This window comes from Telluria sp. RT2P19, assembly GCF_059685725.1.
Genome location: NZ_JCASIL010000005.1, coordinates 93,147 through 117,767 on the forward strand (window position 1 = coordinate 93,147; position 24,621 = coordinate 117,767).

Consider the following 24,621-nt stretch of genomic DNA (forward strand, 5'->3'; position numbering starts at 1 on the left):
CAGCGTCATCAGCCTCCTTAGAATCAATCAGAAGATCTCAGACACGGTGTCGAGAAACGTGTTGATACCGGTCATATGCTTCCTGGCAGCCTCCGAGTACTGTGTTCGCTGAACACTTTTAGGTCGGCCAAGACGGCGCGGCCATCGGGAGGCAATCAGTGGACGAAATCCAGGCAATCTCGGCCGATGCCTTGCTGTCGGCGTTCAGCGATGCATCCCAGCACAAGCGGCTCATGCGGCTGGAATTTCCCTTCAAAGACGGCCCACCTGCGATTCTCCTGCCGAACAAGCTGGCCTTCCACGAAGCGGTCTCGCGCTGCTTCCGGGGTGTGGCCGAGCTGCTGTCCGATGATCCATGCATTCCGCTGAAAATCGTGATGGGAAAAATGGTGACCATTTCCCTGGTGCGGGAAGATGGCTCGCTACGCTACTTCAACGGCTATATCACCGAGTTCCGTTTCCTGCGCAGCGACGGTGGCTTCGCCTTCTACCAGATGGTGTTCGAGCCCTGGCTTGCGTTCGCCCGGCTGCGCAAGGCGTGCATGTCGTTCCACAACAAGACCGCACGCGAAATCACCGAGGCGACTCTCAAGCATTACCGCCAGGCCGAATGGGATATGCACGTCACTGGCGACGATCCGCGCATTAGCGTCGCCAACCAGTACAACGAGACCGATTACAACCACCTGCATCGGCGCTGGGAAGCGCTAGGACTGCACTACTGGTATGAGCACGAATTCGGCCGCCACAAGCTTATGCTTTCAGACAACAGCTTGCTGGCCGGGCCAATCCACGAGACAGCCTATGTGATCTCATTCCACGATCAAGCTGGCTCGCGCGAGGAAGACGGTATCCGCGAGTGGGCTGCAATCCGGCGGCTCGGTTCGGGGCAAACCACACTGACGAGCTTCGATTACAAGAACCCCAGAGCCCAACATGCCGACGCCCTCTCTCTCAACCGGCAAGGCGACGTTCCTCCTTGTGAAATTCACGAGGATCTGGGCGCCTACGGTTTTCGTCTGCACCGCGATGGCGGACAGCTGGCGGCGCGGCGCATGGACGAAGCGGACAAGGACACGCAATACTTCGAGGCGGCAGGCAATGAGCGATGTGTGCTGCCCGGCCGTACCTTCAAGCTCGGTGGACACTTCAGCGCCCGGCCGCGCTCGCGCAAGCACGACCCCGAACGGCGCCGCAGCATCGAGGATCGCTTCTACCTGATCCTGTCCGTCGACCACGAGGTATCCAATAACTACCAGGCCGGCCAGGGCGCACCGTCGAACTACAAGAACCATTTCACGTGCATCCGCAAGGACATCCGGTGGCGCCCCGGCCTGCACTACAACAGCGAGTCCGCGATCTATACGGGATTGCATACGGCAATCGTCGTCGGCCCGGCCGGCGCCGATATCCACACGGACGGCTACGGTCGCGTCAGGCTGCAGTTCCACTGGGACCGGCTGGGCAAGCATGACGAGTGCAGCTCGCCTTGGATCAGGGTAATGACGCCGGCCGCCGGCAACGAGTTCGGGCAGATCCGCCTGCCGCGCGTGGGTGAGGAAGTGGCCGTCATCTACCTCAACGGGAATATCGACCACCCGCTCATTCTTGGCGCGCTCTACAACCAGGCACACATGCCGCCATGGTCACTGCCAACGCAGCAATCATTGGCCGGCCTGAGAAGCCGGGAGCTGGGTGGCGGCACGCGCGGCAACCATCTCGTCCTGGACGACACGAAAGAACAGATCCAGGCCCAGCTCAAGAGCGACCACCAGTGCAGCCAGCTCTCGCTCGGCTACATCACGCGCATCGAGCACACCGCGGGCCGCAAGGATGCGCGCGGCGAAGGCTGGGAATTGCGCACCGATGGGCATGGCGTGGCGCGCGCCGCCAAGGGGCTCCTGATCACGACCGAGGCGCGGCAGGCTGCCCGCGGGCCGATCAAGGACATGGACGAAACGGCGAAGCGATTGGATGCCGCGCACAAGCTGCACGATGATCAAGCCACGGCCGCGCTGCAGGGCCTGGCCCAGGAAAGCGGACAGCAGCACGACGTTGCCGATGTGCTCAAAGCGCAAAACGACGCCGTGCGCGGCGCTGGCGAACCCTTCCCCGAGCTATCCCAACCCCACCTGGTCCTGGCCAGCCCGGCCGGCATCGAAACGACGTCCGCGCAGTCGACCCACATCGCCAGCGCCGAACACACGGCGCTCACAAGCGGACGCAGCCTTTCGATCGCGACAGGCGACAGCCTGTTTGCCAGCATCAAGCACACCTTCCGCCTGTTCGTCCACAAGGCGGGCATGAAGCTGATTGCGGCGTCCGGCAAGATCACCGTACAGGCGCATGACGATGACATCGAGCTTATCGCCACCAAGGTCCTGTCCCTGATCAGCCAGTCCGACTGGGTCGACATCCGGGGACGGAAAGGCGTGCGGCTGCACGGCCCGGGAGCCATGGTCGAGATCACCGACCGCATGCAGGTCTTCGCGCCCAGGCCGGCGCTATTTCACGGCAACCTGGAGACCTTCGCCCCCCAGAATCGGCCGCCCCCAGCGGCGAAGCACAAGATCACGATCACGGAGCCAACGATGCCGGAGGATCCGAAGCAGCTGCTCTTGATGCTGCAAACGCATTCTGGAAACGGACGCCCGTTTGCAAACGTTCCTTACACCCTCTACAAGAACGGCAGTCCAGTGGAGGAAGGCATCTCGGACGATCTTGGCCGTATCGCAATCGAACATGCGAACGGCACCCAGGGATACACGGTCGAGCTGGCCAACGGCGACAAGTTCGACCTGAAAGCCTGGGAGAAGTTTGATCCTAAGGACAAAGCTTTGCACCGCGAGCAGCTTCTCTCAAGCGCGGGCGCGCGGGCGATCGATGGCTCGACCGATAGCCGTGAGCATCTTTGACCATCGCTGCAATTGCCCCAAGGAGGCCACATGACTGATCCGATCAAGCGTACCGAAAAAGTCCATATTGACGAGCTCAGCTGCAAGGCCACCAGTACGGTGCAGTGGTTCCTGGAAAACCGAAGCACGACTCATCCCGTCACCCATAACAACGCGCTCGAGGTCCTCATTTGCGGAGAGAAGTCGTTTGCGGACATCGCGGAGAAAATCAAGGCAGCCAAGCATTCGATCGATATCTGTTGCTGGGGGTTCGACCCAGGCATGGAACTGGTGCGCGATCAGGGGATGAACACCTGGCCCCGCGGGGAAACGTATGGCGACCTGTTGATTGCCGCAGGCAGGGGCTGCGAGGGCAAGCCCAAGGTGAGGATTCGCCTCCTGGTCTGGTATAGCAGGATCGGCAGCCCGGCGGCCAAGAACATGCCGGGCCACTCCCATGGGACAACCCCTTGGCGTAGTGTCGTCGGCAGCAATGAAGCGGACAAGATCGGGGCCAAGCGCAGCGTTGCTTTGCTTCAGGAGAAATACAAGACACCCGCAGTGACGGTACGGGCCGTCGGAACACCGGCGCGGGGGACCGGCGCGGTAGGCACCATCACTCCGGAAGCGCTATCGGCAATGGCACGCGAGGAGTACTGCCATAACTGGTACAGGGCGGCTTTCGCTGGACTACTGACGGGTATCAGCATCCGGACGCGCGCCGGCGACCCGGCGTGCATCGAGAAAAGCCTCGCCAGCGAAAAGTACAAGCCCGGCGGCTTCGGCGACCTGGAGGCCGAGCGAACGGGGATGGTCGGGGTCGGCACCCACCACCAGAAGACGCTGCTCATCGACTACGACTACATCGGTGGCGCCAACGCGGTCGGCTATGTAAAAGGACTGAACTCGGTGACGGACTATTGGGACACCGAGGACCATTGGATCGAGGATCCGAAGCGTGAGTGCGGCGGGAAGCGCGAAACCGCCGAAGCCGTGCAGGTGGACAAAGGAAAAAAGACGGATGCCGGTTTCAGGACGTTCAAGCCCTACCGGGACTATGCCTGCCGCATTTCCGGCGGCGCGCTCGCCAGCGTCCATGCGAATTTCGTGCGCGCCTGGGGCCGGGCCGGCGGCGACACCTTGTGCGACGACCTGGAGACCATCCCTTCAGCGTTGAAGCGCAAGGGCATACCGGGCGCGCATTCGTCGATCCAGATCGTTCGCACCCAGCCAGAGGAACAGGACAAGACCGCCAAGGACATGTATTTCCTGGTCACCGACACGGCCGCCGCGGCAACCGGGTACCTCTACATCGAGAACCAGTATTTCCAGTATCAGGAATGGGCGGAGCGCCTGATCCAGGCGCGCAAGAACGTCATGGCCCGCTGGAAGGCTGCATGCCCGGCTGCCGGCAAGACCAAAGACGACATGCCATTGCTGCACGTGTTCATCGTCATGCCCGTGGCCGAACGCGGCCAGATGGTCCCGCGCACCTACGACACCCTTGCCGTACTCGGCCAGCAGGCTGGCATGACCGGGCAGACTGCCTTGATCGACAAGGAAAACAAACGCGTGCATACCGGGGTGAGCCGCGACGACATGGGTAAGCCAACTGGCGCGCTCTACGCCAAACCGACGGTCGTCGAATATGCCAACGGTATCGACAAGCCGAGCATCACGGCGCTGGAACAAAAGTATGGCCTGAAGGTAGCCGTGGCCATGCTGCAGACCAGCGGCTACGACCAGCGCCGCATGCGCTATCGCGAGATCTATATCCACTCGAAACTGCTGCTGGTCGACGATTCCTTTTTCAGCCTGGGCAGCGCGAACCTGAACCAGCGCAGCATGGCGGTCGACAGTGAAATCAACCTGGCGACGAACGATGCCAGGCAGGCTAAGGATTTGCGGCGAAAGATCTGGGGAAAGCTGAGCGGCGGTACGGTCGCTGGGGCGAGTGGATCGCCTGGCGACATTGCGCAAGCATTCTTTGATTGGACAAATACTATGAGAGTTAACTTGGAACGAAAACGTAATTCGCAGCCCATGACTGGCTTCCTGTTGCCGCTCCAGGACAACCGCAGCGCCACACTACGGTTGGGCTGATGATGAGGTGGCCCTCACATCGTAGGCTGCCCTACGTCCTGCTCCTAGCAGTTTTTATGTTTTGCTCTTTCAAGGGGTTCAGCGTGGTACACGACCAATACAGAACGATCCAGAACCTGCCCCGTAACGAAGAGCTGCCTCTCTTCGATCCACACCGGCCCGGATTTACCTGCAAGATCGAAGCGAGCAAGGTGCCGCCGGTCGATGCGCAGGCTGACGCCTGGTTCCGCGCAGCGCAGGCGCTGGACGATCCCGGCATTTGGGAAGAAGACCGCGACTACAAGAAGATCGTCCAGTTGACGCGCCAGGCAGCGGAGCGGCAACACTGGAAAGCCATGCTCAATCTCGCCACCTTGTACCTTGAAAAGCGCGATCCGCCGCACGGGGAAATGGAAGCGCTCTCGCTGGTGGAGCAGGCAATGCGGCTCGGCATTCCTGCCGCCTACGACCGGATGGGCACTTATTACATGAACAGTGTCGGTGTACCGGGTGACGCGACCAAAGCCTTCGCGTTCTGGCAAAGGGCTGCTGAGATGGGAAATCCGCAGGCGATGGCCTACCTCGGCGGCAAGATGGCGGCAACCTGGGATAGTCCAGATGACGGGTTTTGGGCAAACATTCCGGTTGCGAGAAAGATGTTGAAGTGTTCGCTAGCCCAGGGGCATGGTCCTGCAGCATATAGTTTGTACTACATTCAGGCATGGCCGCGGGCAGCGGACGGCAAGATCATAGGACCGCGCACAGCTGATACCAGAGCGTTAGCGTTAATGACTTTACACACAGGGGTGAAGTTCGGCTGCTCCGACTGCGCCAGAAGTTTATCTGTAGAGTTTCGTAATCCACACGACCTAGCCGACATGCTCGTTCCACACCTTGATAGCGCCCGATCCGAGCGCTATGCCGTACTCCACAACGCTCTCAATCTCAACCCTCTGCTCCGTTTTCCCAACCTGGACAAGGTGCTCCCATTGCCGCCCGCATTGCTGCCGTCCTGGGATGGCGACAAGCAAACGCTCCTCGATGCCGCAAAGGGCGTGACGCTCCGACCATCGGACCCTATAGCGAGCACTGCCTCGCAGCGGCAAGGCCGGCAGCACCTCGACGCCGTCTACGATTTTCGCCCGAGCGACGACAAGACGACCGAAGCGCAAGCGCCGTTCGCGGGATACTGGCAAGCGACCGCACCAAATGAGCCGAGGCAAGTGCAAGCCTGGCTCGCCGCCATCCCGCCCGGTCTCTACCGGCCAGGAGAAGTATTCGACCTTCCACGTTATCCACAAGAGATGGGCATCAGGGCGATCCCGGGACTGGTGTGGCAGCACTTTCTCACCATCCACCACAACCACGGCGCAGTCGAACCGCTGGCCGCTGCCGGCATGGCGCGTGAAGTCGTTACCGCGGAAGCGCACCGATCCTGCGATGCGCGCACGCCGTGCCCTGCGACCGGCACCTGGCAGCCCTGGCTCCCGCCTGAACATCCGCTGCGACATGCAATCAACCACCCGTGGCGCCAGGCTTGGGTTACGGCTGACGAGGCGTTTCCCGATCTGCACAATGACGGCCACCTTCACATTGATCCGGACGTGTTGAAGTGGTACCTGCTGGATAGCAGGGAACTCGAATTGGCCTGATCCGTGCACTCACTCGCATTTTGCCGATTCCTGTATATCGTCCTCGGACACAACAAGGACCAGTCATGAAGCACATGGGCCGCGGCGTTGTTCGCCTGAATGACAAAACCGATCACGGTGGTCAGGTTATCTCCGCTTCGTCCGGCACCATTGTGATGGGTGCTGAAGCGGCGCTTGCCGACGATATGACCTTCTGTCCCAAATGCAAAGGAGAGTTTCCCATCAAGCCGGACGGTACTGGCGCCAAACTCAAGGGGCGCCCCTACGCCTATGGCAACGATCTCACCGCTTGCGGTGCGAAGCTGATCTCTTCGATATGAAAGGTATTGCCGATAGATCGGCCCTGTATTGGCGGCGGGAGATATTGCTGGTAGCGTCGCTGCAGGAGAGCCCGATCAGTCTTGGGTGGGCTGATGCTCTGTAAATTGATCAGCTCTGCTGGCCGACACCGAGCGCGATAGCGAGCCTGAGTTTGTTAAGTAGGCGCTGAGCCACAGCGCTGCTACATCACGAAACGGCGTGGTAAATGATAAGGCCTGCGTCCCCTAGAGGACGCAGGCCTTATCGACTGAAACGCAACGAAGCAGGTTTTAGAACGGAATATCGTCATCCATGTCCGAGAAGTTCGGCGCCGGTTTCGGCTGTGGACGTGCTGCCGGGGCCGGTGGCGCCTGGCGTGGAGCGGGACGCTGCGGTGCCGAGTAGTCGTCGTCCATGCCGCCGCCCATACCACCGCCCATGCTGTCGCCGCCCATGCCCTGGCGACCGCCCAGCATTTGCATGTTTTCAGCGATGATGTCGGTGGCGTAGCGCTCGATGCCGTCCTTGTCGGTGTACTTGCGGGTCTGCAGGCGGCCTTCGACGTAGACCGACGAACCCTTCTTGAGGTATTGGCCCACGATTTCAGCCAGGCGGCCGAAGAAGGAAATACGGTGCCACTCGGTCAGCTCTTTCTGCTCGCCGGTGTTGCGGTCTTTCGATTTGTACGAGGTGGCGACCGCGATGTTCGCGATGGCGTCGCCGCTCGGCATGTAGCGAATTTCTGGATCGCGGCCGAGGTTGCCGACGATGATGACCTTGTTGACTGATGCCATGGTGTTACTCCTACTGGGGTATGGTAAGCCCTGACTCTGCACGCTTCTAGGCGTCAGGGAACGATGTGTTGCAGCTCACTATTATCGGTCGCCAGCCCACTTAAATAAAGCAGTATTTGCTGGCTCGGGTCAGGATTTGGAGCGGCGTAAAACGGTCTTTCGAACTGTCCCCGCCCCGTTCAAAAGCTCAGCAGCAGAATTTTTTTCGCTTTCTGAACGCTTTGTCATTGAAGCGCCCGCGGAACGGCCCACATACGACAGACGCGGCTGTCAACAGCATTCGCCACTTTCCAGAAAGGCATGCCATACGGGCATCCATGGTACGCCAACTACTGGATAAATGTACAGCCGAAACAAAAACGCGCTACACTTACGGGTTCTCCCCGATTGGCCCGCCTACCGCAACGTTGGCGTATGCGGCCCCGCAAAAACTGATAGAAAGTCTGCCGAACTTAATGGAAGAAATTCGCATTCGTGGTGCCCGCACGCACAATCTGAAGAACATCAATCTCGACCTGCCGCGCAACAAGCTGATCGTGATCACCGGCCTGTCGGGCTCGGGCAAATCCTCGCTCGCCTTCGACACCCTGTATGCCGAGGGCCAGCGCCGTTACGTCGAATCGCTGTCGGCCTATGCGCGCCAGTTCCTGCAGTTGATGGAAAAGCCGGACGTCGACCTGATCGAAGGCCTGTCGCCGGCGATCTCGATCGAGCAGAAGGCAACCTCGCACAACCCGCGCTCGACCGTCGGCACCGTCACCGAGATCCACGACTACCTGCGCCTGCTGTATGCGCGCGTCGGCACGCCCTATTGCCCGCAGCACCCGCACGAGCCGCTGTCGGCCCAGACCGTGTCGCAGATGGTCGATGCCGTGCTGGCCATGCCCGAAGGCACCAAGCTGATGATCCTGGCGCCGGTCGTGGCCGGCCGCAAGGGCGAACACGGCGACCTGTTCCAGGCCATGCAGGCCCAGGGCTTCGTGCGCTTTCGCATCGCCAGCGGCGTCAATGCCGCAAAGATCTATGAGATCGACGAACTGCCCAAGCTCAAGAAGACCGAGAAGCACAGCATCGACGTCGTGATCGACCGGGTGAAAGTGAACCCGGACATCAAGCAGCGCCTGGCCGAAAGCTTCGAGACCGCCCTGCGCCTGGCCGATGGCCGCGCCGTGGCCTACGAGATGGACACCGAAAAGGAAACCGTCTTCTCGAACAAGTTTGCCTGCAATGTGTGCGGCTACTCGCTGCAAGAGCTCGAACCGCGCCTGTTCTCGTTCAATAACCCGATGGGCGCCTGCCAGGAATGCGATGGCCTGGGCCATATCGAGTTCTTCGATCCAAAGCGGATCGTGGCCTTCCCGCACCTGTCGCTGGCCTCCGGCGCCGTCAAGGGTTGGGACCGCCGCAATCAGTTCTACTTCCAGATGCTGCAGAGTCTGTCGGCCCATTACGACTTCGACCTCGACAAGCCTTTCGAGCAATTGCCGAAAGCGTCGCAGGAAGCCGTACTGTATGGCTCGGGCAAGACCGCGATCCCGTTCAGCTATGTGAACGAGCGCGGCCGCACCGTGATCCGCGAACATACCTTCGAAGGCGTGGTCAACAATCTGCAGCGGCGCTACCGCGAAACCGATTCGATGGCGGTCAAAGAAGAGCTGGCCAAGTTCATCAACGAGAAGAAGTGCCCGGCCTGCGAAGGCGCGCGCCTGCGCACCGAAGCACGTTACGTGAAGATCGGCCAGGGCGCCCAGCAGCGTGCGATCTACGAAGTATCGGATCGTCCCCTGCGCGAAACCTTGAACTTCTTCGAGACCCTGGAGTTGACCGGCGCCAAGAAAGACATCGCCGAGCGCGTGATCAAGGAAATCATTTCGCGCCTGAAGTTCCTGAACAACGTCGGTCTGGATTACCTGTCGCTCGACCGCAGCGCCGATACCCTGTCCGGCGGCGAGGCCCAGCGTATTCGCCTGGCGTCGCAGATCGGCTCGGGCCTGACCGGCGTCATGTATGTGCTCGACGAACCGTCGATCGGCCTGCACCAGCGCGACAATGATCGCCTGATCGCGACCCTGAAGCACTTGCGCGACATCGGCAATAGCGTGCTGGTGGTCGAGCACGACGAGGATGCGATCCGCACCGCCGACTACATCGTCGACATGGGTCCGGGTGCGGGCGTGCACGGCGGCCAGATCATTGCCGAAGGTACGCTCGAGCAGATCATGAACAACGAGCATTCGGTGACCGCCCAGTACCTGGATGGCCGGCGCAAGATCGAAGTGCCCAAAAAGCGCACCAAGGCCGACCCGGCTCGCCAGCTCGTGATCACCGGCGCCAAGGGTAATAACCTGAAGGATGTGACGTTGACGCTGCCGGTGGGCCTGATGACCTGCGTGACCGGTGTGTCGGGCTCGGGTAAGTCGACCCTGATCAACGACACGCTGTATCCGGCGCTGTCGCGCCACCTGTACGGTTCGCAGACCGAGCCGGCCGAGCACAGCTCGATCCACGGCCTGGAGCATTTCGACAAGGTGATTTCGGTCGACCAGGCGCCGATCGGCCGCACGCCGCGCTCGAACCCGGCAACCTATACCGGCCTGTTCACGCCGATCCGCGACCTGTTCGCGACCGTGCCGACCGCCAAGGAACGCGGATACAGCGCCGGCCGCTTCTCTTTCAACGTCAAGGGCGGCCGCTGCGAAGCCTGCCAGGGCGATGGCGTGATCAAGGTCGAGATGCACTTCCTGCCGGACGTGTACGTGCCGTGCGACGTCTGCCATGGCAAGCGCTACAACCGCGAAACGCTGGAAGTGCACTACAAGGGCAAGAGCATCACCGAAGTGCTGGACATGACGGTCGAAGATGCGCACGAGTTCTTCAGGCCGGTGCCGGTCATCGCGCGTAAGCTCCAGACCCTGCTCGATGTGGGCCTGGGCTACATCAAGCTGGGACAGAGCGCGACCACGCTGTCGGGTGGCGAGGCGCAGCGCGTCAAGTTGTCGCTCGAGCTGTCCAAGCGCGACACCGGGCGCACGCTGTACATCCTGGATGAGCCGACCACCGGCCTGCACTTCGCGGACATCGACCTGCTGCTGAAGGTGATCCACCGCCTGCGCGACCAGGGCAATACGCTCGCGATCATCGAGCACAACCTGGACGTGATCAAGACCGCGGACTGGATCGTCGACCTGGGGCCCGAAGGCGGCGCCGGCGGCGGCACCATCGTGGCCTGCGGCACGCCGGAGCAGGTGGCCAAGGTCAAGGACAGCCCGACCGGCAAGTACCTGAAGCCGCTGCTCAAGGCATAGACATCGATGTGGGGTGGACGGCGAACCGTGCAACCACGATTATCGAGCAAGCCCAAATGAAACAGGGGCAACGCCACCGGCGTTGCCCCTGTTCTTTTTTATATGGCCGTCCGATGACGTGCCTCTCCCCCACTCAGGCCGGCTTAACGATACAACTCAAGCGGCCAGTTGTTTCTCCAGCTTGTCACGCGTGTCCACCAGCTCTTGCGGCAGGTGGTAAGCCAGTTTCTCGAACAGCTCGGTGTGCAGCTTGAGTTCTTCGCGCCATGCATCCTTGTCGATCGAGGTGATCTGCTTGAACTGCTGCTCGCTGAACTCCACGCCTTCCCAGTTCAGGTCGGCATAGTTCGGCGTGGTGCCGAACAGGTGTTCGCTGCCGCCGGTAGCGCCGTTCGACCGGTCCAGGATCCATTTCAGCACGCGCATATTGTCGCCATAGCCCGGCCACACGAAGCTGCCCTTGTCGTCGGTGCGGAACCAGTTGACGCAGAAGATCTTCGGCACCACGGCAGGGTTGATCGCGGCGACTTTCTTGCCCAGGTCGAGCCAGTGCTGGAAATAGTCGCTCATGTTGTAGCCGATGAAAGGCAGCATCGCGAACGGATCGCGGCGCACCACGCCCATCTGGCCGGCGGCGGCGGCGGTGGTTTCCGAACCCATCGCAGCGGCCATATAGACGCCTTCGACCCAGTCGCGCGCCTCGGTCACCAGCGGCACCGTGGTCGAGCGGCGGCCGCCGAAGATGAAGGACGAGATCGGCACGCCGGCCGGATCGTCCCAGGCCGGGTCGATCACCGGGTTCTGGGTCGCAGCCACAGTGAAGCGCGCGTTCGGGTGCGCCGCCTTGGTGCCGGATGCCGGGGTCCAGTCCTTGCCCTGCCAGTCGATCAGGTGGCTTGGCGCCTCCTTGGTCATGCCTTCCCACCACACGTCGCCATCGTCGGTCAGCGCCACGTTGGTGAAGATCACGTTCTCGCGCAGCGAAGCCATGCAGTTCGGATTGGTCTTTTCATTGGTGCCCGGGGCCACGCCGAAGTAACCCGCTTCGGGATTGATCGCGACCAGCTTGCCGTCCGCGCCCGGCTTGATCCAGGCGATGTCGTCGCCGATGGTCGTCACCTTCCAGCCGTCGAAGGCCTTCGGTGGAATCAGCATCGCGAAGTTGGTCTTGCCGCAGGCCGACGGGAAGGCTGCAGCCACGTATTTCTTGTCGCCCTGTGGCGACTCGACGCCCAGGATCAGCATGTGTTCGGCCAGCCAGCCAGTGCCGCCGGCTTGCGCCTCTTGATACCCCATGTTGGAGGCGATGCGCAGCGCGAAGCATTTCTTGCCCAGCAGTGCGTTGCCGCCGTAGCCCGAGCCGAACGACCAGATCTCGCGGGTCTCGGGATAGTGCACGATGTACTTGGTGGCATTGCATGGCCAGGCAACGTCCTTCTGGCCGGCAGTCAGCGGCGCGCCGACCGAGTGGACGCAGGGGACGAAGTCACCGTCGCTGCCCAGCACGTCATACACGGCCTTGCCCATGCGCGTCATGATGCGCATATTGACCGCGACATAAGGCGAGTCGGACAGTTCGACGCCGATATGGGCGATCGGCGAACCCAGCGGCCCCATCGAGAATGGCACCACGTACAGGGTGCGGCCAGCCATGCAGCCGTCGAACAGGCCGTGCAGGGTGCGGCGCATCTCGCCTGGCTCCATCCAGTTGTTGGTCGGGCCGGCCTGCTCTTTGGTGGCGGAGCAGATGTAGGTGCGGTCTTCGACGCGCGCCACGTCCGACGGATCGGACCAGGCCAGGTAGGAATTCGGACGCTTGGCGGGGTTGAGCTTCTTCATCGTGCCCGCTTCGACCATCTGCGCGCACAGGCGGTCGTACTCTTCTTCCGAACCGTCGCACCAATAGATGCTGTCAGGCTTGGTCAGGGCGGCAATTTCCGCGACCCAATTGATGAGCTTTTGGTGTTTGATGTAAGCTGGAACGTTCAGTGCGGCGACGCCGCCCATCACGGGCTGGTTCATGGGGAGTCCTCCAAATGCCAATAAAGAATTCGGGTGGATCGCTGGGTCGGATCATCCAGTGCCGGGACGCCCTGCGGTCGGTATCGACAGGGCGAGCGGCCGTGGGCAAGATCGCGGTGGGACAGCGGTCGGGTCGGCAGCCTCTGGCAAGGCTGATCGGTGCGTCTCATGAGCACCGTTGGATACGTGTCATTCCCTTAAGTTCTGCGCCGATTGTACACCCGTGAATCCCCATTTCGGCCTCTTCTATTACAAAAAAGTAGGAGAATTTCCCTAGTAATGTAGTAGGCTATTTGGGCAAATGCCCTATCGTGTTATTTGTTTACAGTTAATCGATATAACTCTGCTAACACCAATGAAAATCGCGATTCTTGACGATTATCAAGACGCCGTGCGCGATCTTGATGCCTTCCGATTGCTCGATGGCCATGAGGTCAAGGTCTTCAATCACTCTCCCCGCGGACTGGGTCAGTTGGCGATCCGCCTTGCGCCTTTCGATGCCTTGGTACTGATCCGCGAACGTACTGTATTGCCCGCCGCGCTGCTGGCCAAGCTGCCGAACCTGAAGCTCATTTCGCAGACCGGCAAGGTCAGCGGCCATATCGACGTGGCCGCCGCGACCGGGCACGGTATCGCCATCGCCGAGGGCATCGGTTCGCCCATCGCACCAGCCGAGCTGACCTGGGCCCTGATCATGGCGGCGAGCCGCAAGATCGTGCCGTATGCGAATAATCTGAAGGATGGGTTATGGCAGACCGCGTCTGTCAATCCCGTACTCAACGGCGTAGGCCGGGTGCTGCACGGCCGTACCCTGGGACTCTGGAGCTATGGCAAGATCGGCAAGATGGTGGCCGGCTATGCGCGGGCCTTCGGGATGCGGGTCGTGGTCTGGGGTAGCGAGGCCAGCCGTGCGGCGGCGGTCGCCGACGGCGCCGAGGCTGCGCCTTCGCGTGAAGCATTGTTCGAACAGGCCGACGTGCTGAGCCTGCACCTGCGGCTGGTGGACGCGACCCGCGGCATCGTCACGGCCAGCGACCTGGCGCGCATGAAGCCGGACGCGCTGTTGGTCAACACCAGCCGCGCCGAACTGGTGGCGAATGGCGCGCTCGAGCAGGCATTGAAACAAGGTCGTCCCGGCATGGCGGCGCTGGATGTGTTCACCAGCGAACCGTTGGCCCAGGATGCGCCGCTGCTGCGCATCCCCACGGTGCTGGCCACGCCGCACCTGGGCTATGTTGAGCAGGACAGCTATGAAATCTATTTCAATGCGGCGTTCGAGAACATCGTGAAGTTCGCGCAAGGCACGCCTGCGAACATCCTCAATCCGGAGGCGCTAGGCAAGCGCTAGACATTGCGCAGCTGCGCTCAGCGCAGCTGCGCTCAGCGCAGCTCGGGTTCGCCCGTGAGGCTGATCCTTGGCGCCGGCATCACATGGGTGCCGGTCCAGAGCCCCGCCCAGCCCGGCGGCCAGCCGATGTCAGGGCCGGTGTACGGCTTGAGGCCGGCGCGCACCGGCACGATCGGCACGGCAGGCGCCTCGACCAGCCCACCGCCCGCGGGACGCTCCATATTGAGGCTGTACGTGTAACCTGGCAGCAGCAGCTCGCAGGCTTGCGCGAACCAGGCGGTATGGTCTTCGTCGCGGCCCAGCGCCTGCGCCAGGCCTTGCGGATCGAACTTCGCCAGCGCGTGGATCAGCTCCTCGGTGGTGGCGCCCGGCACATCACCCCAACCCATCACGGGATTGTTGTTGTACTCGGCGCCCGAGCCATACCAGCCTTCGCGCCAGGTGCGCTGCATCCAGTTGCGCGGCCCCGTGAACAGGTGCCAGCGCCAGTGCAGGCCGGAGGGCTTGGGCCAGGCATACAGGTACAGCTTCTGGTAACCGGCCTCGTGCAATGCGCGCACCACGGCCATCAGGCGCGCATGCGGCATGCGGTCGGGCGGCGCGCGCCGGAACAGGATCGGCTCGCCGTCGGCGTGCTGCACCTCGTCGCTCGACAGGTTCAGGTCGAGCGCACGCGCTTCGTCGTTGAAACGCGCGGAGATCCAGCCGGTCAGCAGGTTGACGTGGGTAATCACGCCATAGCCGCGATGGCGGTGGAAGATGACGGTGCCGGGAGCGACTGCTTTCATGGCCGGGAGAATAAAGGGAAGAAAAACGATGAGTGTACTCATCCGATCCGGACGATTCTAGCGCAGTCGCAGTCGGATACACCATGGTTTACGGCTATCATGACGTACCTTTTTTCTGCGAATAGATAAACGAACATGACTTTGCGACTCATCGCCACCGGTGGCACTTTTGACAAGCATTACAACGAACTCAACGGCGTACTCGGCTTTGCTGAGAGCCATCTGCCAGAGGTCATCAAGCGCAGCCGCATGACGGCGCCGGTCGCGCTCGACGTGCTGCCGCTGCTCGATTCGCTCGACATGCAGGATGCCGACCGCGAGCGCGTGCTGGCCTCGTGCAAGGCGGCCAGCGAGAAGGCGGTCGTGATCATCCACGGCACCGACACCATGCGCGAAACCGCCGCCGTGCTCGGCGCCGCCAAGCTCGACCAGACGATCGTGCTGACCGGCGCCATGATCCCGTATTCGATCGCCAACTCGGACGCGCTGTTCAACCTGGGCTTTGCCTGCGGTGTGGCGCAGACCTTGCCGGTCGGCGTATACGTCGCCATGAACGGCCAGGTTTTCCCGTGGGATAACGTGACCAAGAACCGCAGCGAAGGGGTGTTCCAGCAGCTGTAAGTGCTAGGTCCATTATTTGTTTGACAGGGATTAAAGGCGAAGGCAGCCGCGCGCTGTCTTCTCGTTCGACTTTCTATACTACCCTTCTCGATCACCCGCATCAAAGGAGAAGGCAATGAATGAGAAGCGTCCCACGCTGACCACGCGCCAGGGTCATCCCGTTCGCGACAACCAGTCCCTGCGCTCGGTCGGCGAACGCGGCCCGGCCACGCTCGAGAACTACCAGTTCATCGAAAAGATCACCCACTTCGACCGCGAGCGCATTCCCGAGCGCGTCGTGCATGCGCGCGGCACAGGCGCCCACGGCTATTTCGAAGCCTACGGCAAGATCGGCGCCGATCCCGCCTCCAAATACACCTGCGCACGTGTGCTCAACGAGACCGGCGTACGAACCCCGGTATTCGTTCGCTTCTCGACCGTGATCGGCGGCAAGGAGTCACCCGAGACCGCACGCGACCCACGCGGCTTCGCCGTCAAGCTGAAAACCGTCGACGGCAACTGGGATCTGGTGGGCAATAACCTGAAGGTGTTTTTTATCCGCGATGCGATCAAGTTCCCGGACATGATCCACGCCTTCAAGCCCGATCCCGTTACCAACCAGCAAGAGCCATGGCGCTTTTACGACTTCATCTGCAGCCATCCGGAAGCGCTGCACATGGTTACCTGGGTCAAGAGCCCATGGGGCATCCCTGCCAACTACCGCGAGATGGAAGGTTCGGGCGTCAACACCTACAAGCTGGTCAACGACCAGGGCGTCGCGCACCTGGTGAAATTCCACTGGCAGCCCAAGCAGGGCGTGCGCAATCTCACCGCCAGCCAAGCCGCCGAGATCCAGGGCCGCGACACCAGCCATGCCACGCGTGACCTGTACGAGGCGATCGAGCGCGGCGATTATCCGGAATGGGAATTCTGCGTGCAGATCATGGCCGACGGCCCGCATCCCGAGCTCGACTTCGACCCGCTGGACGACACCAAGCGCTGGCCCGAAGACCAGTTCCCGCTGTTGCCGGTGGGCCGCATGGTATTGAACAAGAACCCAGACAATGTGTTCGCCGAAACCGAGCAGTCGGCCTTCGGCACCGGCGTGCTGGTCGACGGCATCGACTTTTCAGACGACAAGATGCTGCAGGGCCGTACCCTGTCGTACTCGGATACCCAGCGCTATCGCGTCGGGCCGAACTACCTGCAACTGCCGATCAACGCCCCACAAGAAAAAGCCAGGGCGCGCACCAACCAGCGCGACGGGCAGATGACGTTCTACGTGGATGGCGTGGATGGCGCGCAGGATGAAAACAAGCACATCAACTACGAACCGAGCCTGATGGGCGGCTACCAGGAAGCGGACCAGCCCGGCCATGAATACCACCAGTGGGTCGAAGGCCACCTGGGCCGCTACCAGACGACGACCACGCGCGACGACTACCAGCAGGCGGGCGCGCGCTACCGCACCTTCGAGGACTGGGAACGCGACGACTTGGTGAACAACGTCGGCGGCGACTTGAAACAGTGCCCGGAGCCGATCCAGCTGCGCATGGTGTGGCATCTGTGGCACTGCGACCAGGACTACGGCCGCCGGGTGGCGCAGATTGCCGGGATCGACCTGGAAAAGGCGAAGGCGCTGCCGCCCTTGCCGAACCGTCCGGCGCCGCATGAGGATCGGCAGGGGGTGACGTATACCAGCGGGGAGCCGGAGCATGGCGCTGGGGCGGGTGGAAAGACGGAGCCTGCGACCAGCGACGAAGTCGCCGCGGCAAAATGATGTGACGCTGAACACGGTGGGGTGGAAGGCCAAGCCGTCCACTCCACCGCCAGTTACTGCTTACGCCTTGGCTTCGCCGCCCAGGGCCTCGACCACATCGGCCAACAGCTTGGCCAACTCACCCGTCATCAACACGATATCGTTATCGAAACGCTCATCGTCGTTATACGTTGGGCTCTCGCCTTCCTTGATCACGTCCAGCGGCTTGATGCCCTTGATCGCCAGCGATTCGGTCAGCACGAAGCTGACGCGGTCGTTCCAGGTCATGGCCAGGCGGGTGCACTGCTTGCCGGCGGCAATGTGGCGGCGGATGTCGTCCGGTTCCAGCGTGTGCTTCACGTAACGCACGGCGGCGCGGCTTTCGCCGGTCGCGCGCAGCTCGGTGTCCTGGTCGATCGTGAAGCCGTACGGCGCTTCGTCGGCTTCCAGCCAGCCGGTCATCACGGCCACCGGCGACTTCTGCACGCGCAGCGACTCCAGCGGCATCTTGTCCACGGCCTTGAGCAGCAGCTTGACGACGTCGTCGGCCTTGGCCGGGCTGGCCGCATCGACCACCAGCCAGCCATTGACCGGGTCGATCCAGGTCCAGACATTGCTGCGCAGGGTGAAGGCGCGCGGCAGCAGTTCGTCGGCCACGCGTTCCTTCAGTTCTTTCATCGCCTTTTTGCCAGGCGGGAAGCCTTGCTGCTCTTCCATCTCGGCCGCCTTGGCCTTGGCCACCTGGTTGATGACCGATGCCGGCAGCAGCTTCTTTTCGGTGCCCAGCATGATCAGCATCTGCTTGTTGACCACGTGGACCAGGCCGCCATTCGGGCGCGGCGCATCCCAGCCCTGGCGCAGCAATTCATTGCTGGTGGCAGGCACGAAGCTCTGCGGCTCGAGGGCTTTTTCCAGTTGTTCAGGGGTGTAGGCCCATGGGGCCGGCAGACGGTAAATCTGTAGATTCTTGAACCACATAGGTTATCCGGTTGTGTCAGTATTTCAAAGGATCGATATTCTACGCTGCTATATGGCAACGTCGCATAAAAAGCTCAGGACCTTATCGAATCGTCCAGAACGTCGTCGAACAGCCGCAGCTGCTCGACAGTCTCGGACTCGCCCAGGCGCACGCCCACGCCCAGCAGGCGCACCGGACGGCTGGCGCGGGCCCAGCCGGTTTCCATCAAACGCGCATAGGTCGGGATATGTGGCGCGTACCCCACGCACTCGACCGTGGTCTGCTGGAAGTCCGAAAATTTGATTTTCACGAACAGCTTGCTGATGAATTTTTCGGCATTCGCGCGCTTGATCCGGCCCAGCAAATGCTCATACAGGTCGGGCAACAGCTTGATGCAGCCGGCCAGGTCGGGCACGTCGGGCGTATAGGTTTCTTCGGTGCTGATCGACTTGCGCTCGCGCGAGACGTTCACTTCGCGGTGGTCGATGCCGCGCGAGAGGTCGTGCAGGCGCGCGCCGAAACTGCCGAAGTGTTCCTGCAGCTGGTCCAGGCTCCAGCCGCGCAGGTCGGCGCAGGTCTGCAGGCCGAGCCGGCTCATCTTTTCGGCCGTCACCTTGCCCACGCCGTGGAGCTTCTTGACCGGCAGCGCCGCGACAAAGGCGTCGACTTCGTCGGGCCGCACCAGGAACAGGCCATCCGGCTTGTTCCAGTCGCTGGCGATCTTGGCCACGAACTTGTTCGGCGCCACGCCGGCCGAGGCAGTGATGCCGACGGTCTCGAAAATGCGGCGCCGGATCTCTTGCGCGATCAGGGTCGCGCTGCCCTTGCAGTGCGGGGAATCGGTGACGTCCAGGTAGGCCTCGTCGAGCGAGAGCGGCTCGACGATCTCGGTGTAGTCCTGGTAGATGTCCATGATCTGGCGCGAGGCGATGCGGTACTTCTCCATCGCCGGCGGAATGACCAAGAGGTCAGGACACAACTTGATGGCGGTGGCGGTGGCCATCGCCGAATGGATGCCGTAGCGGCGCGCCTCGTAGTTGCAGGTCGCGACCACGCCGCGCTGGTCGGGCCGGCCGCCGACCGCCAGCGGACGGCCGCGCAGCGACGGATCGTCGCGCATCTCGACCGACGCATAGAAGCAATCGCAATCGCAGTGGATGATTTTTCGGGCTGGGGCGTTCACGCTGGCGAGGCCGCCCCATGGCTTGATTACCGTCTGGGGTCGAACACTGTAATTGCATACAGTATCGTTCGAAATGCCGTTTGGCGCAAGCCGCCGGCGCACCAGGCCGGCGCCGGCGGCAGAAACGCCTTGCGTCGACCGCCATCCGCCCGGATGAAAACGCGTCCGTCGCGAAGACAGGGACCCAGTGGCTGCAGCGCTATCGAGACGCTGGCGACATTGGTTCCCGCCTGCGGGGACGACGTGCGAGACTGCTCTACATCCGAGACGACGCTTCTTACCAGCCGAGATTCACCGTGTACTTGCCGTTGGTCGCGCCAGTACCACCGCTGTAATGCCGGTCACCGTGGCGTTGCCCGCGCCGACCACATCGGCGGTGGCGAGGGTGTTGTTCGCCTCGCTCTCGGCCAGGGTCGTGGCGGCGGCGGCGTCCACGATGCCGGCGCCGCCCGAGCAGCTAGCCGGGAGGGCGCGCGTCGTCGACTTGAGCTTCGCTTCGATATCGTCGGGGGGTCAGGTTCGTGTTCAGCGCCAGCATCAGCGCCGCCACGTCGACCACGTTGCCGTAGTTCGAATACGAAGCGCACCTGCCGGTGCGGCTGCATGCATGTCGCCGACATTCGGGAATCGGGATAGGGGCGGCCAGATAGCTGGCCGGTCCCCTCCCACACCACCCGGCATGCGGGTCCCGCACCGGGCGGTTCGAGTAGTTGAGGTTAAGTGAGACGAGGCATGCCAAGTCGGTCAAAGTAGGCAATCGTCAGTCCGTTGTTCAGTGCATATCGGCTGTTGCGCCACCAGCGGCGGCTGTTCGCTGCCACCAATACCGCCACCTTCGGTTTCGCACCTAGTTTCAGCAGCTCCCGGTAGATCGTCGTGCCCCGCTTCCATTGCCGTAAGTGGATTGCACGCATCCGGTGGCGCATCCATTCGTCCAGCTCTCGCAGGATTCTTGGAGTTTGCGCCAATCCGAAGTAGCCCTTCCATCCCAGTACATAGGGACGTAGCCGTTCAATTACCTCACTAATGCTGCGCCCTCCAGACCGGCGAGTGAGTTGCCTGATCTTTTGCCGGAACGCTACAAGCGCAGGTTTTGACACTGCCCGCTTAACCTCGCATTTCGGTGCTGCCCAGAAGGCATAACCCAGGAACTTGCGGCCAAACGCACTGCTTACCGCACTTTTCGATTCGTTGATCTTCAAGTGCAGCTTGTCATACTGACGCCTGAGCAGGGCCATCACCCGCTCGCCAGCCTTACGACTACGAACGTATACGTTGCAGTCATCAGCATAGCGAGCGAAACGGTGCCCCCGTCGCTCCAGTTCTCGATCCACCTCATCGAGTGGCACATTGGCCAGCAGCGGCGAGAGCGGACCACCTTGCGGCGTTCCCTCGGCGCGCTCGACCACCACACCGCCATCCATGATTCCTGCGTTCAGGTAGGCGCGTATCAGCCGAATCACTCCGGCATCGTGCACACGTTTACTCACACGGTCGATCAGGATGTCGTGGTTGACTCGATCAAAGAACTTCGACAGATCGACATCAACCACAGTGCGGTAACCGTCCTGCACGTACTGCTGTGCCGCGAGCACAGCGTCACGCGCACGACGACCGGGCCGGAACCCATGGCTGTGCTCACTGAAAGTGGGATCGATCAGCGGTTGCAGCACCTGCAATAGTGCTTGCTGAATCAAACGGTCCGTCACGGTGGGTATCCCCAGTTCACGCTCGCTTCCGTCCGGCTTCGGAATGCCGACGCGCCGTACCGGCAAAGGCCGATACGTGCCTTCCATCAGTTGTTGCTGAATGGTCGGCCAAGCGTGCTTCAGGTGCTGTCCGGTCTGGGCAATGTCCAGACCATCGACGCCTGCGGCTCCCTTGTTCGCCTTCACGCGTTTCCACGCGCGTTGCATGTTCTCCCTCGCGAGCGCTTGCGTGAGCAAGTCTCGCCCCGCATCTTCCATCTCTTGTCGTGGGAATCGTGTTTCACCACTGGACGCTTTGGACGAGGCTTCACCCCGCCTTACCACGACCCGCTCCGCTTGTGCGGACATCTGATGCCGTACACGATTCATCGACAAGGTGTCAGATACTCCTACTCGTTCGGCCCTTCGCCCATACTGCGGCTACTACGGCCTCTGCTGACTTCTCGCTCCGGTTTTTTTTTCTCCGTCGCCCTTTCAGGCGCGAGGCGAGATCTCCCCAAGTAAGAACGCACTCCTTCCCTGCACAACCGCCGGATCTACGCCACTTCGCCTTGACCACAAGGGCTTCGCGGTTATTGGCCCGCTCGCCCTGCTCGGCAGCGCCTTGTATCCGATTCTTGTTCATCGGCTCGCAGTTTCGATCCGTGCGCCATTGCATGCAATGGCTCCCCACGGTCGGTCACCCTTCCGCAGTTGCGCTTCACTTCGCTCACTGTGGTCAGCTCGCGGCGGGACTTTCACCCACAAGAGTGCGCCCATGCTGGGCGCACCAAAAAAAGGCCGCGCAATGCGCGGCCTCTTGCTCGATGAGCAGGCGCTCTAAACGATCAGAAATTGCCTTTGAACTGCATACCCCACTGGCGCGGCTCATTAGTGAAGCCGGTCAGGTTGTTGAAGTCGATGGCGCCGGTGATGCGGCGCTGGTCGAGGATGTTGCGGCCGAACGCGGCGACTTCGTACTTCCCATCAGCGAAGATATAGCCGACGCGCACGCCGCCTTCGGTCAGGGGCGCACCGGTGAACTCGGTGGCCTCGTACAGGAAGAAGTTGATCTTGCTGCGGTACGACCAGTCGGTGAAGACGTACAGCTCGCCATCACGGAACGGCACGCCATAGCGGGCAGTCGCGTTGAAGGTCCAGCGCGGCGCTTGCGGCAGCGGGTTGCCGTCGATGATCACGCGGCCGGCGGCGTTCAGCGGATTGGTGATGGTGCACTGTGCGCACTTGTTCACCGACAGGCTGGCGTCGCGGATCTGCGTGTAGTTGTAGCTGGCGCCGGCACTCACGCGCAGGGCGGTGCTGACGGCCGCTTCGAAATCGAACTCGGCGCCCTTGCCCTTGGTCTTGTCGGCATTGATCAGGCGGTTGACGTTCGAGTTACCACCGACCACGGTCAGCTGCTGGTCTTCGATCGTGTAGTCGTAGATCGAGAACGACGTGCGGGCGCGGCGGTCGAACAGGTCGGCCTTCACCCCCAGCTCGACCGACTTGATGGTCTCGGCATCGGCCACGGTGATCGGCACTTCGGCCGAGGCGGCGGCGATGCTCGGCGCACGGAAGCCGGTGGCGGCGCGGCCGTAGACGTTCACGGTCGGGGTCACCTTGTAGGTGGCCGACACGTCCCAGCTGATCTTGTCCTTGCTCTGTTCCACCGACGACGGCCCGATCTGGACGACGTTGGTCGCCTCGATGGTGCGGAATTCCTTCTCGTCCTTGGTGTAGCGCAGGCCGCCGCGGATGGTCCAGTCGGGGGTCAGGTCGTAGCTCGCCGATGCGAACGCGGCCCAGGCCTCGTTCTTCTGGGTCGAACGCAGGCGCGAGGTGCGCGCGTAGGTGGTGCTGTTGAAGTTGTCGCTGCCGCCCGTCACGTCTTCATCGAAGAAGTACAGGCCGGTCTGCCAGTTGAACGGGCCGGTGTAGGCCGACTCGAGGCGGAATTCTTGCGTGTACTGGTCCAGGTTCTCGATATAGCCGTTGGTTTCGACCTGGAACGGGATGACGCCCGGACCGGCCGGGGTGCCGCCGTCGATGTCGCCGCGGCTCGAGTAATCGATGATGTGCTCATAGCCGGTGATCGAGTGCAACGTGTAGTTGCCCAGGTCCCACTGCAGGCGCAGGTTGATGCCGTTGGTCTTGAGGCTCTGGAAGTTCTGCGCGTTGGTGACGATCTTGTCGAGGTCGGTGCCGTCGGCGAAGGTATTGCTGCCTTTCTTGATCAGGTTGGCGCGGAACAGGCGTGCGCTGCCGTTGGTCTGGCGCTGGTGGAAGCCCAGCAGGCCGCTGAAGCCGTCCTTGCTGTACAAGAACTGGACGCGTTCGGCGTGTTCGTTGTAGCCGTCGAGCTCACCGCGCTTGTTGGTCATCGCGGTGTCGCTGTAGTTGTCGATGTAGTCGTCGCGGTGCTGGCCGACGGCCGACACGCGCATCGCCACATTGGTCGACAGCGGCACGTTGACGGCGCCTTCGGCGTTCATCGTGTAGTGCGAGGCGGCCGACAGGTTGTAGTAGCCCTCGACCTTCTTCAGGTTGGGCTTTTCGGATTCGAATTTCACGACGCCGGCCGGGGTGTTGCGGCCGAACAGGGTGCCCTGCGGGCCGCGCAGCACTTCGACGCTGGCCAGGTCGAAGATCGGAAAGCCCTTCAGGATCGGGTTCTCTTGCACGATATCGTCATACACGAGCGAGACCGGCTGCGAGGCGAAGGTGTTGAAGTCGGTGTTGCCGTAGCCGCGGATATAGAAGCGCGGGAAGGTGCGGCCGTTCGACGACTCGACGTTCAGGCTCGGCACCTTGCCGGCCAGCAGGCGGATGTCTTCGCCGCCGGATACCAGCACATCGAGTTTATCCCCTTTCAGGGCGGTGACGGAAACCGGCACGTCGCGGATGTTCTCGGTGCGGCGCTGGGCCGTCACGGTCACGGATTGCAGTTGAAGGGATTCGGGCTCGCTCGTCTGGGCCAGCGCCGGTGCGATCGGCAGCGCGGCGCAGGCGGAAAGCGCCAGCATTGCGCCATGCGCGCGGGTAACGCGCTTGTGCATCTTGGACATCTTGGTCATGGAATGTTTTCCTGGTGATTAAAAAAAGAACCGATGTCCCCGTTCCTCTTCTTATGGACGCTACCCCCGCCGGGTGCGCGAGCGGATATGGCCCGCCCTCGGCAACGCGCATCTGAGGCGCGCATCTTTGCGATGTTTTAAGATTGCCGACTTGTCAAAGGCGGTATTGTC

The 24,621-nt window shown here is 61.9% G+C and carries 16 protein-coding genes; 8 read left to right on the forward strand and 8 right to left on the reverse strand.

Features of this window, described 5'->3' with window-relative positions; genetic code table 11:
- Nucleotides 1–158: 158 nt before the first annotated feature.
- From AC56KW_RS08590 to AC56KW_RS08605, 4 genes are all read left to right on the forward strand, one after another.
- Nucleotides 159–2,915 carry a type VI secretion system Vgr family protein gene (locus tag AC56KW_RS08590; protein WP_497170317.1) on the forward strand — a complete coding sequence of 919 codons (2,757 nt, stop codon included), beginning with the start codon at nucleotides 159–161 and terminating at the stop codon, nucleotides 2,913–2,915.
- Nucleotides 2,916–2,945: 30 nt separating this feature from the next.
- Nucleotides 2,946–4,997: a phospholipase D-like domain-containing protein gene (locus tag AC56KW_RS08595; RefSeq protein ID WP_497170318.1), complete on the forward strand. Its 2,052-nt coding sequence runs from the start codon at nucleotides 2,946–2,948 to the stop codon at nucleotides 4,995–4,997.
- Nucleotides 4,998–5,053: 56 nt separating this feature from the next.
- Nucleotides 5,054–6,628: a DUF6396 domain-containing protein gene (locus AC56KW_RS08600; RefSeq protein WP_497170319.1), complete on the forward strand. Its 1,575-nt coding sequence runs from the start codon at nucleotides 5,054–5,056 to the stop codon at nucleotides 6,626–6,628.
- A 65-nt stretch (nucleotides 6,629–6,693) separates the two neighbouring features.
- Nucleotides 6,694–6,948, forward strand: coding sequence for a PAAR domain-containing protein (locus AC56KW_RS08605; RefSeq protein ID WP_497170320.1), 255 nt, complete (start codon nucleotides 6,694–6,696; stop codon nucleotides 6,946–6,948).
- 270 nt (nucleotides 6,949–7,218) lie between these two features.
- On the opposite strand, the gene ssb is transcribed toward AC56KW_RS08605, so the two are convergent.
- Nucleotides 7,219–7,722: a single-stranded DNA-binding protein gene (gene ssb, locus AC56KW_RS08610; RefSeq protein ID WP_109345880.1), complete on the reverse strand. Its 504-nt coding sequence runs from the start codon at nucleotides 7,720–7,722 to the stop codon at nucleotides 7,219–7,221.
- Nucleotides 7,723–8,177: 455 nt separating this feature from the next.
- Here ssb and uvrA point away from each other — a divergent pair, with 455 nt between their 5' ends.
- Nucleotides 8,178–11,027 (forward strand): excinuclease ABC subunit UvrA, encoded by a 2,850-nt coding sequence (gene uvrA, locus AC56KW_RS08615; protein ID WP_497170321.1) that lies wholly within the window; start codon nucleotides 8,178–8,180, stop codon nucleotides 11,025–11,027.
- Nucleotides 11,028–11,183: 156 nt separating this feature from the next.
- Here the strand turns inward: uvrA and AC56KW_RS08620 are convergent, their stop codons facing one another.
- Nucleotides 11,184–13,049, reverse strand: a complete 1,866-nt coding sequence (locus AC56KW_RS08620) for a phosphoenolpyruvate carboxykinase (GTP) (protein WP_497170322.1) — start codon at nucleotides 13,047–13,049, stop codon at nucleotides 11,184–11,186.
- 355 nt (nucleotides 13,050–13,404) lie between these two features.
- Here AC56KW_RS08620 and AC56KW_RS08625 point away from each other — a divergent pair, with 355 nt between their 5' ends.
- Nucleotides 13,405–14,397 carry a D-2-hydroxyacid dehydrogenase family protein gene (locus tag AC56KW_RS08625; RefSeq protein WP_497170323.1) on the forward strand — a complete coding sequence of 331 codons (993 nt, stop codon included), beginning with the start codon at nucleotides 13,405–13,407 and terminating at the stop codon, nucleotides 14,395–14,397.
- Between the two features lie 32 nt (nucleotides 14,398–14,429).
- Here the strand turns inward: AC56KW_RS08625 and AC56KW_RS08630 are convergent, their stop codons facing one another.
- Complete coding sequence (locus AC56KW_RS08630; protein WP_497170324.1) at nucleotides 14,430–15,185, reverse strand: L-asparaginase; 756 nt, start codon at nucleotides 15,183–15,185, stop codon at nucleotides 14,430–14,432.
- Between the two features lie 135 nt (nucleotides 15,186–15,320).
- Here AC56KW_RS08630 and AC56KW_RS08635 point away from each other — a divergent pair, with 135 nt between their 5' ends.
- Together AC56KW_RS08635 and AC56KW_RS08640 are read left to right on the forward strand one after the other, a co-directional pair.
- Nucleotides 15,321–15,806 carry an asparaginase domain-containing protein gene (locus tag AC56KW_RS08635; protein WP_497170325.1) on the forward strand — a complete coding sequence of 162 codons (486 nt, stop codon included), beginning with the start codon at nucleotides 15,321–15,323 and terminating at the stop codon, nucleotides 15,804–15,806.
- Between the two features lie 115 nt (nucleotides 15,807–15,921).
- Complete coding sequence (locus AC56KW_RS08640; RefSeq protein ID WP_497170326.1) at nucleotides 15,922–17,565, forward strand: catalase; 1,644 nt, start codon at nucleotides 15,922–15,924, stop codon at nucleotides 17,563–17,565.
- 60 nt (nucleotides 17,566–17,625) lie between these two features.
- Here AC56KW_RS08640 and AC56KW_RS08645 read toward each other — a convergent pair whose 3' ends face one another.
- From AC56KW_RS08645 to AC56KW_RS08665, 5 genes are all read right to left on the reverse strand, one after another.
- A complete protein-coding gene (locus tag AC56KW_RS08645) occupies nucleotides 17,626–18,522 on the reverse strand; it encodes a recombination-associated protein RdgC (protein WP_137171516.1) in 897 nt (298 codons plus the stop codon).
- Between the two features lie 74 nt (nucleotides 18,523–18,596).
- On the reverse strand, nucleotides 18,597–19,685 hold the full coding sequence (gene dinB / locus AC56KW_RS08650) for a DNA polymerase IV (RefSeq protein ID WP_497170327.1): 1,089 nt from the start codon (nucleotides 19,683–19,685) through the stop codon (nucleotides 18,597–18,599).
- Between the two features lie 291 nt (nucleotides 19,686–19,976).
- Nucleotides 19,977–20,120 carry a hypothetical protein gene (locus AC56KW_RS08655; protein ID WP_497170328.1) on the reverse strand — a complete coding sequence of 48 codons (144 nt, stop codon included), beginning with the start codon at nucleotides 20,118–20,120 and terminating at the stop codon, nucleotides 19,977–19,979.
- Nucleotides 20,121–20,401: 281 nt separating this feature from the next.
- Nucleotides 20,402–21,763 (reverse strand): group II intron reverse transcriptase/maturase, encoded by a 1,362-nt coding sequence (ltrA, locus tag AC56KW_RS08660; protein WP_497170478.1) that lies wholly within the window; start codon nucleotides 21,761–21,763, stop codon nucleotides 20,402–20,404.
- A gap of 458 nt (nucleotides 21,764–22,221) precedes the next feature.
- Nucleotides 22,222–24,450: a TonB-dependent receptor gene (locus tag AC56KW_RS08665; RefSeq protein ID WP_497170329.1), complete on the reverse strand. Its 2,229-nt coding sequence runs from the start codon at nucleotides 24,448–24,450 to the stop codon at nucleotides 22,222–22,224.
- Nucleotides 24,451–24,621: the final 171 nt, after the last annotated feature.

Excerpts from the sequence above, each read along its gene's own strand:
- AC56KW_RS08595 (WP_497170318.1), top strand. The coding sequence starts at position 2,946 with ATGACTGATCCGATCAAGCGTACCGAAAAAGTCCATATTGACGAGCTC.
- AC56KW_RS08600 (WP_497170319.1), top strand. The coding sequence starts at position 5,054 with ATGTTTTGCTCTTTCAAGGGGTTCAGCGTGGTACACGACCAATACAGA.
- AC56KW_RS08605 (WP_497170320.1), top strand. The coding sequence starts at position 6,694 with ATGAAGCACATGGGCCGCGGCGTTGTTCGCCTGAATGACAAAACCGAT.
- ssb (WP_109345880.1), bottom strand. The coding sequence starts at position 7,722 with ATGGCATCAGTCAACAAGGTCATCATCGTCGGCAACCTCGGCCGCGAT.
- uvrA (WP_497170321.1), top strand. The coding sequence starts at position 8,178 with ATGGAAGAAATTCGCATTCGTGGTGCCCGCACGCACAATCTGAAGAAC.
- AC56KW_RS08620 (WP_497170322.1), bottom strand. The coding sequence starts at position 13,049 with ATGAACCAGCCCGTGATGGGCGGCGTCGCCGCACTGAACGTTCCAGCT.
- AC56KW_RS08625 (WP_497170323.1), top strand. The coding sequence starts at position 13,405 with ATGAAAATCGCGATTCTTGACGATTATCAAGACGCCGTGCGCGATCTT.
- AC56KW_RS08630 (WP_497170324.1), bottom strand. The coding sequence starts at position 15,185 with ATGAAAGCAGTCGCTCCCGGCACCGTCATCTTCCACCGCCATCGCGGC.
- AC56KW_RS08635 (WP_497170325.1), top strand. The coding sequence starts at position 15,321 with ATGACTTTGCGACTCATCGCCACCGGTGGCACTTTTGACAAGCATTAC.
- AC56KW_RS08640 (WP_497170326.1), top strand. The coding sequence starts at position 15,922 with ATGAATGAGAAGCGTCCCACGCTGACCACGCGCCAGGGTCATCCCGTT.
- AC56KW_RS08645 (WP_137171516.1), bottom strand. The coding sequence starts at position 18,522 with ATGTGGTTCAAGAATCTACAGATTTACCGTCTGCCGGCCCCATGGGCC.
- ltrA (WP_497170478.1), bottom strand. The coding sequence starts at position 21,763 with ATGAATCGTGTACGGCATCAGATGTCCGCACAAGCGGAGCGGGTCGTG.
- AC56KW_RS08665 (WP_497170329.1), bottom strand. The coding sequence starts at position 24,450 with ATGACCAAGATGTCCAAGATGCACAAGCGCGTTACCCGCGCGCATGGC.